The following is a 12580-nucleotide window of genomic DNA, read 5'->3' as shown; positions in this document are numbered from 1 at the left end:
ATTATTCCTATGAGCCAACCATTTTCAACTGTTTCCCACAATGAACTGCATTTGGGATTACTTTCTGAACAAATAGTACAAATAGGTGAGCATTTACGAAAACGCAGTTGGACAGTTTCTTGCGCCGAATCCTGTACCGGGGGGGGAATTGCCTACGCACTGACCTCGGTAGCAGGCAGTTCAGATTGGTTTAAGCAGAGCTGGGTGACGTACTCCAATAACGCTAAATCGTCGATGATAGGTGTGCAACAAAATACACTATTGACGCACGGTGCAGTATCGGAGCAGGTGGTCATCGAAATGGTTACTGGCACAGCCAGCACCGCGAATTCTGAATGTGCGATTGCGGTAAGTGGCATTGCCGGACCGGGCGGCGGCAGTGCAGACAAGCCAGTAGGCACCGTGTGGTTTGGTTTTCGCTTTGGTGAGCAAACGGTTAGTGTGTGCCAGCGTTTTCGGGGTGACCGGCAGGCAGTGCGCGCCAGTGCAATTGTATTTGCCATTCACAAACTGCACCATTGGCTAGTTGCAAACCCTGTCTAATCTGAAAAAATACAGAAAATCCAAAACACAGTATTGCACTGTATAATCATACAGTATAGTATTGTTCACCATTACAGTTACTAAACATCGCACAAAGTGTGAATCACTCATCAGCGATGATAATAAGAGGGTTTCAACGTGGATGACAATAAATCCAGAGCATTAACGGCAGCATTAGGCCAGATTGAAAAGCAATTCGGTAAAGGCGCAATTATGCGTTTGGGTGACAACCAGGCGATGGACATCGAGGCCATCTCAACGGGTTCACTGAGCATTGATATTGCATTAGGTATAGGGGGTTTGCCATGTGGACGGGTTGTTGAAATTTACGGTCCTGAATCATCGGGTAAAACTACGTTAACCCTTCAGGTTATCGCCGAAGCGCAGAAGAAAGGTAAAACGTGTGCCTTCGTGGATGCCGAACACGCACTGGATCCGATTTATGCTGAAAAATTGGGCGTAAACATTGATGACCTTCTGGTATCACAGCCTGATACTGGTGAACAAGCGCTTGAAATTTGTGACATGCTGGTGCGCTCAGGTGCTGTTGACGTGGTTATTGTTGACTCTGTTGCGGCACTAACACCCAAAGCCGAAATTGAAGGCGACATGGGTGACTCACACGTAGGTTTACAAGCGCGTTTGATGTCTCAGGCGCTGCGTAAACTTACCGGTAACATCAAGCGCTCAAACACATTGTGTATTTTCATTAACCAGATCCGTATGAAAATTGGCGTGATGTTTGGCAACCCGGAAACCACCACAGGTGGTAATGCACTGAAGTTCTATGCGTCAGTTCGTTTGGATATTCGTCGTATCGGTTCTGTAAAAGAAGGCGATGAAGTTGTGGGTAACGAAACCCGGGTGAAAGTCGTTAAAAACAAAGTGGCTCCACCGTTTAAACAGGCAGAATTCCAAATCATGTATGGTGAGGGGATCTGTAAAGAAGCTGAATTAATTGACATTGGTGTGCAGCAGAAACTGGTTGATAAAGCCGGAGCCTGGTACAGCTACAATGGCGATCGCATTGGTCAGGGTAAAGCCAATGTGGTGAAGTACCTCAAAGAACACACTGACATTGCCGCGGATATTGAGAAGAAGATCCGTGCTGAACTGCTGTTAAGCAAAAAAGTTAAGGCCGATGACGTAGAGCCAGAAGGCGCGTTGTAATATCGGATGAAATCATTTCAACCAAGCGTTGGAACCTCCCCCTATAAGCCCATCTTATAGATTTGCCCATCCGTTAGGATGGGCTTTTTTTCTTCAGTGACTAATACCAATGATCTGTTAGCTTTATTGGAACAGGGACATGGATTACAGGCTATATTTTCTCTTCGATACCAGGCATTGCCTGCTTCCAGCTTTCCGGGATCTTGCCCTGCAATACATAAGAGTAAGCCAGTAATTCGGCAATAACATAATACAAAGACTCGGGGATAGACTGGCCCAAATCCAGAGTGGTTAAGAATTCACTTAAGTAGGGATCTTCATGAATTAAAACACCGTTCTGCTGTGCACTGGCAATGATCGCTTCCGCCAAATCGCCATAGCCTTTCGCGACGATGGTCGGCTTTGTATCACCGTCGGTTTCATTGTATTTAATACCTACCGCACGTTTTGATTTATTGGTCACGCTATCGTCTCCAGTATCTGATACGGTTTGGTTGCCAGGCTGTCGGGGATTTTGCCTAACTGTGCTTTGTGGTGCCCCACCTCAAGACCTAGCTGTGAGAATCGTTTGAGCAGGAAGGGCAACGTATTGGCAACTTTTTCCAACAGGATTTGGTTAGACGTATAAATATCCAAATCAATGCAGGTATCTACGATTTTGACTTTGGTTAGTAGCTGACCAAGCTCGCCCACATCCAGTTTCATTGTTAGCTGCCATTGCTGCTGTTGCGCGCTATCTCTTTCTTTCGATTTTTGCTCTGGCTCCCTTTTTACCAGTATTTCAGTGTGCTTTTGCTGCTGCTGAAAAGCGGGTAACAGGTAGTAAAAGGTATCCTGACCTTGCAGTGTTTGATCTGTGCCGGACAATTTTGATTGCTGATGGGAAGACAACAGACTCTTTATTTGCTTTAACAGGTTATGCTGGGCATCGGCAGTGGCAACATCGCGAACTAACCGAACCGGTATCCCCTGAAGAGGCGATCCCTGACCACTGCTGGCCTTGGGTTGTTGTTGAAGTAGCCGTTCAAGTTCATCAAGGCTTTTTACCTGCTTACCTAACAGGGCAATTTGAAATAGCTGTACTAATCCACTAAGCATACCCTGACCCGCTGGAGGTGATGTTAACACAGACGTACTTTGCATCCAGGTAGCTGATGAAAACAACTGTCTTAGCAATTGTGGTGACACAAGGGATTCCGTTGCCACCGTTTTTGGCGAAGCGGGTTGCGTGACAGGTTTGTCATTTTCTGGCGTTACGTCAACTGGATTGTGCTCCAGCAATGGATTCATTGTTTGCAACTTTAGCAAAATGTTTGTGAGTACCTGCTTACTCTCTGGTGCACTTTGATTAATGATTGCTTTTAGTGTTTGAGTTAGATCTGCCATGTTGGCAGGCGTAGGTTCAACATTCACCGCGTTGAAACGCTGCAGGGTTTGAATGAGCTGCTGAATGTCTGTTTTGATCCCACTCTGAGCAGGCAATAAACTCACTAACGGCTTATCTGCGGGTATATTTACCGATGTCGGTTTTAGAGAATGTTCTGCCGCACCGGCGGTTAACTGTGGTTGATTTGTAGGTTGGTTAGCTGGGATTGACGTTGCTTTGCCATTGCGTGCCTGAGTACCTTGTTGACTTTCCGCAGGTGTTTGTGGGTTTGTCATTACCTGCAGGGTGGTTTGCGGCAGTTTTAACATCATTGCGGCAGACATCGCCAGTGCCGGAGTCGTTTGTGGCGTTACTTTAGGCAAAGCAGACAGCAAGGCACTGCCAGGCGCTATATCCAGTAACAGCGGTTGCGGTTGCAGTAATCGAGCTGACAGCTGATGTGCCGATGCTTTCAACGTGACTGGCAATGCCTCGCTGGCTGATTGTAGTGCTTCTTTAACAGGCGCAGTTAGTTGAGTTAGCGATTGAGGGAGTAACTCCGAGGCGCGTTCAATACGTAAGCCTTGCTGATGCAATTGCGCTTGGATCAGGCTCTTAACTATCGGGTTTTCTCTGGCAAATACCAGAGATTGGTTTGCCGCTTCAGCTGAATTCGCAGCTTTGCTTACTATGTTATTCACTGGGCTTTCGCTCACCAGCCGTAGCTGAATTTCCCATTTACCGTTGGTAGGTTTAGCCTCAATTACCACTGATTTTCCGACCAGCTGTTCGGGACTGTCTTTAAGCTCCCTTAGCGAATTTAATAGAACTTTAGGCACCAGTAAATCCTGCCGAGGATTGGCGGGTACTCTTAATTGCACGGTATCAGAGTAAATTGTTGCAATCGTTGCTTTCACCTGAATGGACTGCGTGTTACTGATAGCGATGTCTGCAACAAGCTGTTGAACCAGTGCCTTGTCCACTGGCTGACTAACCTGTTGAGGTGTAAGCCTAGCCAATAAGGCAATTTCGTTTGGAAGCGACTGGTTAGGCAATATTTGCAACAAAGACTGCGCCTGGCCCTGAACCTGAACGATGGGTAACGCGGTAGATAATCGCATTAATAACAACGGGTCAGCAGGCTTAATCGCGAGTCGTTTGGCAAGTTCTATCAACAGGCTTTTATCGCTGTTTTGCAATGTAGTTGGCGCCGAGCGCAACAAGCCTGATTGAACGGGATTAGCAACTTGCATCAATTGAGCAAATCGCGCGACAGCCTCAGGCTTCATGCCTGCTTCAGTTAGCGCAGTTAATAACGCCTGTCTGGATTCGGGCGACAAACTGGGTGTTGATTGTATCGGTTGCATAAAACGTTATCGGCGACATCGGCTGTTTTATGAGTATATCGTTAAGTTAGCAATCACATTTAAATAAACCAAAAAAAGTGAGGCTAACCCTGAATTTTAGTCTGTCAATCCTGCGGAAGTTTGAATTAGATCAGAAATTCGCTGAACAGTCTTTCAGGTAAGATGCGATTACACCTATTTATGGTAGAATGCTGCGATTTTTTATTGAAGTAAAACAGGAATTACCTTGGCAGGATTAGCTGCACATGCGTTAACTTGTGTAAAACGGGACAGAGTGCTGTTTTCAGACTTGTCGTTCAGGCTGCAAGCTGGAAGCCTGACGTATCTGCGTGGCCCCAATGGTGCAGGTAAAACCAGCCTGCTCCGATTGCTGACCGGACTGTCTTTGCCCGACGAAGGCCATATCACGTTTAACGACGTTCCTATTGCTGAATGTCTGCCACAGTTTCACTCCTCATTGATTTATATCGGGCACAAGCCTGGGCTGAACAGTGCCTTATCCGCTATTGAAAATTTACAATTCTGGTGCGCCCAGCACAGGGTTGAATTCTCGCTTGAACGCGCTTATGACGTATTAACCACGCTTGGACTGGTGGGACTGGAAGATATACCCGTACGCATGCTTTCAGCTGGCCAGCAACGCAGGGCAGCACTTGCGCGCTTATGGCTTAAGTCAGCCTCTATTTGGATCCTCGATGAGCCCTTTACGGCGTTGGATATAAATGGTGTGGCATTGCTGGAATCCTTGATGAAGTCGCATGTGGCAGAAGGGGGGACCGTAATTACTACTTCGCACCAACCTCTGAGCGAGTTAGCCGGACACATTGCATTGCTGGATTTGGAGTACCAGATATGACGACATTTTCAGCGGCGTTGTGGACTGGTATTTTTAAACGCGATTTGGCGTTAGCATTCAGACAGCGGTCTGAATTGGCACAACCTCTGATGTTTTTACTCATGGTAGTGACGCTGTTTCCGCTTGGCGTGGGCCCAGGACCTGCAACTTTGCAGAAAATCGGGCCCGGTGTAATTTGGATTGCCGCTATTTTGTCGTCTTTGCTTGCTATGGATCGTATGTTCCGCGACGACTTTTGGGACGGCTCTATGGAGCAATACCTGCTGAGTGGAGAGTCTGTTTGGGCAATCTCAGCGGTGAAGGTGCTGGTACACTGGCTGGTGAGTTTTGTACCCTTATTGATTTTATCGCCATTATTGGCTCTTTTTCTGAATTTAACCGTACAGATGTACGCGGCGTTGATGCTGACATTGTTGTTGGGTACACCGTTACTGTCTTTGATGGGTGCAATTGCCGTAGGACTAACGGTTGGGTTACAGCGCGGAGGGGTGTTACTGGCACTATTGCTCATTCCGGTATTCATCCCGTTACTGATATTTGCTACCTCGGCCGTTGACGCGGCGGCATTGCAATTACCTTATCGGGCGCATCTTGCTATTATTGGCGCCATGCTGCTAGCCGCCATGGCCGCCGCACCCATGGCGATTGCTTATGCTTTAAAAGTGAGTCAAAACTAATGTGGAAGTGGTTACATCCTTACGCAAAGCCTGAACGGGCCTATCAGTTGTGTTCAACGTTACAACCCTGGTTTTTATGGCCGGCACTACTTTGTATTCTGGTGGGTTCGGTGTGGGGGCTCGCCTTTGCGCCGCAAGATTACCAGCAAGGCGATTCGTTCCGAATTATTTATATTCACGTGCCTAGCGCGATTTTGTCAATGAGCACCTATGTTGCAATGGCAGTAGCTGCACTGGTGGGGATAGTGTGGCAGTGGCGAACCGCGTTTATGGCTATGATCGCCATGGCACCGGTTGGTGCGGTAATTACCTTTGTAGCTTTATTTACCGGAGCAGCTTGGGGTAAGCCAATGTGGGGCACCTGGTGGGTGTGGGATGCACGTCTGACTTCAGAACTGATTCTGCTGTTTCTCTACCTTGGGGTAATGGCCCTGTACGGTTCCTTTGAAGACAAACAACAAGCCGGCAAAGCGGCGGGTGTGATGGCCATGGTGGGCGTGGTAAATATCCCCATTATTCATTACTCAGTAGAGTGGTGGAATACCCTGCATCAGGGCGCAACGATCAGTAAGTTTGATAAACCGTCTATTGCACCGGAAATGCTCTGGCCATTGTTAGTGGCATTATTGGGCTTCGCCCTGTTTATTGCAGCAGTGACCGTAATGCGCATGAAAAACGAAATAATCCGTAGAGAATATCACCGTCCATGGGTAAAAGAGATGGTGCAACAGGCACAGGAGAATAACCATGCAGTTTGATAGCTGGCAGGCCTTCTGGCAGATGGGTGGTTACGCGTTTTACGTATGGACATCATTTGGTGTAACGTTTTTGGCAATGGGCCTGATTGTGTATAGCAGTGCCAGCACACATAAAAAACTGTTAAAAGACGTAGCGCAGGAATCTGCTCGTCAACAGCGTATCGCTGCAGCAAAGCAGGCTAATCAGCAAGCCCCCAAACACAATGTGACCGGAGAGGAAGTATGAATCCAAGACGTCAACGCAGACTCGCCGCAGTAGGCGGTGCCGGATTATTAATTGTTGGAGCTGTAGCATTAATGCTGTTTGCCTTAACCGACAACATTGACCTGTTTTATACCCCTTCTGAAATTGTGGAAGGTAAAGATGGTGTGAAGCCTTCCGTGGGGCAACGTTTGCGCATTGGTGGCATGGTTGTGCCTGGCAGTGTGTCCAGAGACAGCGAAAGCCTGGAAGTGACGTTTAAACTGGTCGACACCGGCCCACAGGTTACTGTGACCTACGCGGGTATTCTGCCGGATCTGTTCCGCGAAGGACAAGGCATTGTGGCAACAGGGGTACTGTCTGATGCACGGGTTATTCAAGCCGAAGAAGTGCTGGCTAAACACGATGAAGAATATATGCCGCCGGAACTGGCTGAACAAATGAAAGGCATTAAGCATGTTAAACCCGCTGAGGGGAGCGACGAATAGTGATACCAGAGATCGGCAATATTTCGTTAGCACTGGCCCTTATCACCTCCATTTTACTGGCCATTTATCCGTTGTGGGGGGCGCAAAGCGGGCACGTTAGATTAATGGCTACTGCGCGCCCACTGGCCGTGAGTATGTTCGGCTTTACCGCAATCGCATTCGCTTGCCTAACTTATGCGTTTGTCACTGATGACTTCTCGCTGAACTATGTGGCACAACACTCCAATAGTCGCCTGCCGGTGTATTACAAGGTAACGGCAGTGTGGGGGGGGCATGAAGGCTCATTTTTGTTGTGGGTGTTAATGCTGTCGGTGTGGACAGTTGCCGTAGCCGTGTTCAGTTCGGGTATACCGCGTGTCATGGTAGCACGGGTATTGTCGGTACTGGGTATGGTCGCGATTGGTTTTTATTTGTTTATGCTACTCACCAGCAACCCATTCGACAGCATGTTGCCCTTCTTTCCGGTTGATGGCCGCGATTTAAATCCTCTGTTGCAGGATTTTGGCATGATCATTCACCCGCCAATGTTATATATGGGCTACGTGGGGTTTTCAGTGGCCTTTGCGTTTGCCGTATCGGCGCTGATTTCTGGTCAGTTAGATTCTACCTGGGCCCGATGGTCCCGCCCCTGGGTAATTGCTGCCTGGAGCTTTTTGTCGGTTGGTATAGCGCTTGGCAGTTGGTGGGCATACTACGAACTGGGCTGGGGTGGCTGGTGGTTTTGGGATCCGGTTGAAAACGCGTCCTTTATGCCATGGTTGGTTGGTACTGCGCTAATGCACTCTTTGGCAGTGACCGAGAAGCGCAAGGTGTTTAAATCCTGGACTGTGTTATTGGCTATCGCTGCTTTTTCTTTAAGTTTGTTAGGTACATTCCTGGTTCGCTCAGGGGTGATTGTCTCGGTGCATTCATTTGCCAGCGATCCGTCCCGCGGCTTATTTATTCTGGGGATTTTAGTTGTGCTTACTGGTATGAGCCTGGTGTTGTACGCCATGCGTGCACAACAGTTGAAAAGCCCCGGGCGTTATCAGCCATTTTCACGCGAAGTACTTTTAATTGGTAACAATGTATTTCTGTGTGCTGCCACTCTGGTGGTGTTTCTGGGTACACTGTTGCCATTAGTGCACAAAGAGCTTGGATTGGGTTCTATTTCGGTGGGAGCGCCGTTTTTTAATCAGATGTTTACCTGGCTGATTGTGCCCTTTGTTTTCATTTTGGGATTAGGGCCATTAACGCGCTGGAAGCATCAGCCCGTAGCACAAATAAAGCAAACGGTGTATATCGCGCTGGGGTTGAGTATCAGCGCAGGTATTTTGATTAATTTCAGTTACGATGCACCCACGTATTTTGCTGCGCTGGGATTAGTACTGAGTGCCTGGATTTTAGTGAGCACAACACAGGAAGTACTGCAGCGTGTAAATGCATTGGCCTCTGGGTCGTTATTTACTCGTCTTGGCAAGTTAACGCCCAGCCATTGGGGCATGATCCTTGGCCATCTGGGCTTCGCTGTAACCATTATCGGTATTACTCTGGTAAGCAACTACGAGGTGGAGCGTGATGTGCGTATGGTGCCGGGAGAATCAGTTTCGCTGGGCGGTTATGAATTTGCCTTCCAGCGTGTTGAATCGCGTAATGGGCCAAATTATACCGCCGATGTGGGCATTTTTGATGTGTTTCAGGGCGGCGAAAAAATTGTGCATTTGGAGCCGGAAAAACGCTTATACATTGTACAACGTATGTCAATGACGGAAGCAGGCATATATTCCACGGTGTTCCGGGACTTATTTATTGCCATGGGTGAACCGCTTGACGATGGCGCCTGGGCTATTCGGGTTTACATAAAACCCTTCGTGACCTGGATTTGGGCCGGTGCAGTATTTATGGCATTGGGCGGGATATGCTCTATCAGTGATAAACGTTACCGTATGGCTAAACTGGCCACGGTTAAAAAGACAATCGTGACGGGTCACCAACCGGGTCACCAAACGGGTCACCAAACGGGTCACCAAACGGGGAACACGGCAGCAGGAGAAAATGCATGAAGCGTTGGGTAGTTTTTGGTGTACCGCTACTGGCATTCATTATTCTTGTTGGCTTTTTGTTTAGTGGGTTGTTTTCTGATCCACGTGCGTTGGACTCGCAGGTAAAGGGAAAGCCGGTACCTGATTTTTCTTTACCGGACCTGATGAACCCGTCACAGGTGTACACTCCCGAGGTATTCAAAGGAAAAGTGACGCTGTTAAATGTGTGGGGCGTATGGTGTGTTACCTGCGCAGTAGAATTGCCATATCTGACAGAGTTGGTTGAGAAAGAGCAAGTGAATATTGTGGGGCTTTACTTCGATCAGGATTTGGATCCCGATTTCGGCACCAAAACCATTGAACGCGTACAGCAGGAAGTCATTGAAATTACGGGACAGTTTGGTAATCCGTATCAATTCCATATTTTTGATGTGTATCGCGATACGTCACTCGATTTAGGGGTTACTGGCGCGCCAGAGCACTTTTTAATTGATAGCAACGGTGTGATCCGCATGCATCACATTGGTGATATCAATGAGCGCGTATGGAGAAACAAAGTGGGGCCGCTCTATCAGCAGTTGGTTCAGGAGCAAGCGGGGCAGACCTTATGATACGAGTATTACTATCAGGCATGTTGTTAATGGTCACTGTGTTTGCGTTGGCTACGGAAGAAGCCTATGAGTTTGATACGCCACAGCAACGACTGTTGTTTCAAACATTGACTGCTGAACTGCGTTGTCCGATGTGTCAGAACCAGAACATTGCAGATTCAGATGCCATGATTTCCCATGATATGCGTCGTAAGGTGTATTCCCTTATCAAACAGGGCAAGAACGAAGACGAAATCATTGACTATATGAAATCGCGATACGGTGATTTTATTCATTATAAGCCACCCGTTACACCGGTTACGTTATGGCTGTGGCTGGCACCCATACTGTTTTCGATAGTGGCATTGCTGGTGGTGTTTTTACGCAGACGTACCAGCCCTCCCGAAGATATGGCAGCCAAACTGGCAAAAGCAGAAGCAATGTTGGAGCAAGATAAGTAGTGTCCTTAATAGAATTTGGATTGTGCGTTGCCGCACTCGTTGCCGTCCTGTTGATATTGATAGCGCTTCCCTGGTTTCGCAAAGGTTATGACTTGGAGAATGTCTCTGCCGCAAACGTGTCTGTGGTAAAGCAACGGTTAGCTGAGCTGGAACGGGAAGTCAGTGAAGGCTTGCTCAGCGAACAGGATATGCGCCAGGCCAGGGACGAAATTAAAGTAGCGTTGGTGGATGAATCCCAGGCAGAAATTAAAACCTCAAGGTCTGGTGCATTGGTGTTAATCTCAGGCGCTTTAGTTGCTTTGCTTGTAGGCGGATGGGCGTATAGTGAGGCTAACAATTTACAGCGCTTAAATGCGACTCAGGAAGCGATAGACGCATTGCCCGGTTTGAGTACAAAACTGGCTGAAGGCAGAGGTGAGAACTTTACGCCGACCGATTTTCAGCAATTAACACTGGCTATCCGCAAACGCTTGCAAATGGAACCGGAAGACGGTCAGGGCTGGATGTATCTTGGACGAATCTGGATGGCATTGGATCAGCAGGACCAGGCTTTTGCTGCCTATGAAAAGGCTATTCACTATGCACCTGACGACAGCAATGTCAGAACCAACTATGCCAGAGCCCTGATGGCTAGCGACGATAAAGGGCGATTACAAAGCGCCAGACAGTTGTTGTCAGCGTTATTACAGGATGAGCCCGACAACAGCAATTTGGTGCTCATGCTGGCTGTGGTTGCTGGCCGATTAGGCGACGAAGCCATACTGGCAGCTAATTTGGCTAAGCTCGATGGTCAATTGCCTGCTGATAATCCATTGATGGTGCAACTACAATCACGGTTAGCGCAGCTTCGCGGCGAATCAGTGCAATCGGACACTACAGAAGCTCAGGAATTAACCGGGTTTAAGATTGACGTTAGTGTGAGTGAAGCGTTGGTTGCTAAGTTACCGGAAAATGGTTATTTGTTCGTGTTTGCGCAGGATGCAAATTCAGATAATCGCATGCCTGCCGCCGTACTCAGAATGCCGCTCTCAGCATTGCCAGTAACGGTAACACTGACACAAGAAAATGCCATGACACCGAATTATTCGCTTAGGCAGTTGTCTCAGGTGAAATTATTGGCCCGGATATCTGCCGATCAGGAAGCGCCTGCGGTAGCAGGTGATATGGAAGGGATAATTATTAGTGATATTGTTCAGGGGAATATTCTGGACGCCGCGATTGTGATCAACAAGGAAATCAAGTGATATCGATAAACAATAAGCTTGCTGCTCTTATTGTCTGTACAGCCCTGTTAGGCGGTTGTGCAGCAAAGCCTTCAACAGAGCAAACCTCTGGCACACCCAATACCAAACAACGCGATCCCAGAGATCCGTTTGAGCCCGTAAACCGGGTGATGTGGGATTTAAACTGGGAAGTATTAGACCGATTTTTACTCAAGCCTGCTGCTACGGCGTATGTAACAGTTATGCCTGGTTTTGCCAGAACTGGCCTTTCGAATGCGGTGGAAAACCTGTCTGAACCGGGCAATATGGTGAATAACCTGTTGCAGGGAAAAGTAGGTCCTTCATTCGACAGTTTCACCCGATTTGTAATCAATTCAACCGTGGGTGTGGTGGGATTATTTGATGTGGCTGGTGCCATGGGTCTGCAGCGTCAGGAAGAAGAGTTTGGCGAGGTATTAGGCGTGTGGGGTGTGGATACCGGTCCGTTCGTCATGTTGCCAGCAAGAGGCCCGACAGACGCACGTAGCTTCACGGGTGATGTGGTCGATAACCTGTATTTCCCGCTTTCCGTACTAACAGGCAATATGAACGTTGCCAGGTTTACTATCAGTGCATTGGAAGGTCGTGCTCAGTTATTGGGGCAGGAAGGGCAAATTGAAAATGCCGTTGACGACTATGAAATGGTTAAAAATATCTACTTCCAGAACCTGGAATTCAGGGTAACGGATGGCAAAAGTGTAGAAGAGGCACCTGATCCGCAACAGCTTGAAGAGTTTGAGGAATTTGAATCGTTGTTTGACGATGTAGATTTAGAGGACGACGTAAAAGTCGAATCTGACCCGAAGTAGCTAGAAGTAG

14 protein-coding genes are annotated in these 12580 nt (G+C 47.9%); 12 read left to right on the top strand and 2 right to left on the bottom strand.

Going from position 1 to position 12580, the window contains the following annotated elements:
• Window positions 1-9 precede the first annotated feature (9 nt).
• Both FJ444_RS15875 and recA read left to right on the top strand, forming a co-directional pair.
• Entirely contained in the window at window positions 10-543 is a 534-nt protein-coding gene (locus FJ444_RS15875) for a CinA family protein (RefSeq protein WP_140959861.1), read from the top strand.
• A 138-nt stretch (window positions 544-681) separates the two neighbouring features.
• Complete coding sequence (recA, locus tag FJ444_RS15870; protein WP_140959859.1) at window positions 682-1713, top strand: recombinase RecA; 1032 nt, start codon at window positions 682-684, stop codon at window positions 1711-1713.
• A 151-nt stretch (window positions 1714-1864) separates the two neighbouring features.
• On the opposite strand, the gene FJ444_RS15865 is transcribed toward recA, so the two are convergent.
• On the bottom strand, window positions 1865-2176 hold the full coding sequence (locus tag FJ444_RS15865; protein ID WP_140959857.1) for an EscU/YscU/HrcU family type III secretion system export apparatus switch protein: 312 nt from the start codon (window positions 2174-2176) through the stop codon (window positions 1865-1867).
• Window positions 2173-4446 carry a flagellar hook-length control protein FliK gene (locus tag FJ444_RS15860; RefSeq protein ID WP_140959855.1) on the bottom strand — a complete coding sequence of 758 codons (2274 nt, stop codon included), beginning with the start codon at window positions 4444-4446 and terminating at the stop codon, window positions 2173-2175. The genes FJ444_RS15865 and FJ444_RS15860 overlap by 4 nt, the downstream gene beginning before the upstream one ends.
• A gap of 226 nt (window positions 4447-4672) precedes the next feature.
• Between FJ444_RS15860 and ccmA the strand changes: the two genes are divergently transcribed.
• Genes ccmA through FJ444_RS15810 form a run of 10 tightly spaced genes read left to right on the top strand, consistent with a single transcriptional unit; the run spans window position 4673 to window position 12570 of the window.
• The gene (gene ccmA / locus FJ444_RS15855) at window positions 4673-5302 is read left to right on the top strand and encodes a cytochrome c biogenesis heme-transporting ATPase CcmA (RefSeq protein ID WP_140959853.1); all 630 of its coding nucleotides are present in this window, start codon (window positions 4673-4675) and stop codon (window positions 5300-5302) included.
• Window positions 5299-5979, top strand: coding sequence for a heme exporter protein CcmB (gene ccmB / locus FJ444_RS15850; protein WP_140959851.1), 681 nt, complete (start codon window positions 5299-5301; stop codon window positions 5977-5979). The genes ccmA and ccmB overlap by 4 nt, the downstream gene beginning before the upstream one ends.
• Entirely contained in the window at window positions 5979-6737 is a 759-nt protein-coding gene (locus tag FJ444_RS15845; protein WP_140959849.1) for a heme ABC transporter permease, read from the top strand. Before ccmB ends, FJ444_RS15845 begins: the two co-directional genes overlap by 1 nt.
• On the top strand, window positions 6727-6963 hold the full coding sequence (gene ccmD / locus FJ444_RS15840; protein ID WP_140959847.1) for a heme exporter protein CcmD: 237 nt from the start codon (window positions 6727-6729) through the stop codon (window positions 6961-6963). The genes FJ444_RS15845 and ccmD overlap by 11 nt, the downstream gene beginning before the upstream one ends.
• The gene (ccmE, locus tag FJ444_RS15835; protein ID WP_140959845.1) at window positions 6960-7427 is read left to right on the top strand and encodes a cytochrome c maturation protein CcmE; all 468 of its coding nucleotides are present in this window, start codon (window positions 6960-6962) and stop codon (window positions 7425-7427) included. Before ccmD ends, ccmE begins: the two co-directional genes overlap by 4 nt.
• Entirely contained in the window at window positions 7427-9469 is a 2043-nt protein-coding gene (locus tag FJ444_RS15830; RefSeq protein ID WP_140959844.1) for a heme lyase CcmF/NrfE family subunit, read from the top strand. The genes ccmE and FJ444_RS15830 overlap by 1 nt, the downstream gene beginning before the upstream one ends.
• Window positions 9466-10059, top strand: a complete 594-nt coding sequence (locus FJ444_RS15825; protein ID WP_140959842.1) for a DsbE family thiol:disulfide interchange protein — start codon at window positions 9466-9468, stop codon at window positions 10057-10059. The genes FJ444_RS15830 and FJ444_RS15825 overlap by 4 nt, the downstream gene beginning before the upstream one ends.
• Entirely contained in the window at window positions 10056-10499 is a 444-nt protein-coding gene (locus FJ444_RS15820; protein ID WP_140959840.1) for a cytochrome c-type biogenesis protein, read from the top strand. Before FJ444_RS15825 ends, FJ444_RS15820 begins: the two co-directional genes overlap by 4 nt.
• Window positions 10499-11743 carry a c-type cytochrome biogenesis protein CcmI gene (gene ccmI, locus FJ444_RS15815; protein WP_140959838.1) on the top strand — a complete coding sequence of 415 codons (1245 nt, stop codon included), beginning with the start codon at window positions 10499-10501 and terminating at the stop codon, window positions 11741-11743. Before FJ444_RS15820 ends, ccmI begins: the two co-directional genes overlap by 1 nt.
• Complete coding sequence (locus FJ444_RS15810; protein WP_255439236.1) at window positions 11740-12570, top strand: VacJ family lipoprotein; 831 nt, start codon at window positions 11740-11742, stop codon at window positions 12568-12570. Before ccmI ends, FJ444_RS15810 begins: the two co-directional genes overlap by 4 nt.
• Window positions 12571-12580 lie beyond the last annotated feature (10 nt).

Origin of the sequence: Aestuariibacter sp. GS-14 (genome assembly GCF_006494365.1) — a bacterium.
Classification (GTDB): Bacteria; Pseudomonadota; Gammaproteobacteria; order Enterobacterales; family Alteromonadaceae; genus Alteromonas; species Alteromonas mangrovi.
This window is presented reverse-complemented; position numbering and strand designations above follow the sequence as displayed.

What these genes read in the sequence shown, in the direction of transcription:
- FJ444_RS15875 (WP_140959861.1), top strand. Translation starts at nt 10, where the DNA reads ATGAGCCAACCATTTTCAACTGTTTCCCACAATGAACTGCATTTGGGA.
- FJ444_RS15860 (WP_140959855.1), bottom strand. Translation starts at nt 4,446, where the DNA reads ATGCAACCGATACAATCAACACCCAGTTTGTCGCCCGAATCCAGACAG.
- ccmB (WP_140959851.1), top strand. Translation starts at nt 5,299, where the DNA reads ATGACGACATTTTCAGCGGCGTTGTGGACTGGTATTTTTAAACGCGAT.
- FJ444_RS15845 (WP_140959849.1), top strand. Translation starts at nt 5,979, where the DNA reads ATGTGGAAGTGGTTACATCCTTACGCAAAGCCTGAACGGGCCTATCAG.
- ccmD (WP_140959847.1), top strand. Translation starts at nt 6,727, where the DNA reads ATGCAGTTTGATAGCTGGCAGGCCTTCTGGCAGATGGGTGGTTACGCG.
- ccmE (WP_140959845.1), top strand. Translation starts at nt 6,960, where the DNA reads ATGAATCCAAGACGTCAACGCAGACTCGCCGCAGTAGGCGGTGCCGGA.
- FJ444_RS15825 (WP_140959842.1), top strand. Translation starts at nt 9,466, where the DNA reads ATGAAGCGTTGGGTAGTTTTTGGTGTACCGCTACTGGCATTCATTATT.
- FJ444_RS15820 (WP_140959840.1), top strand. Translation starts at nt 10,056, where the DNA reads ATGATACGAGTATTACTATCAGGCATGTTGTTAATGGTCACTGTGTTT.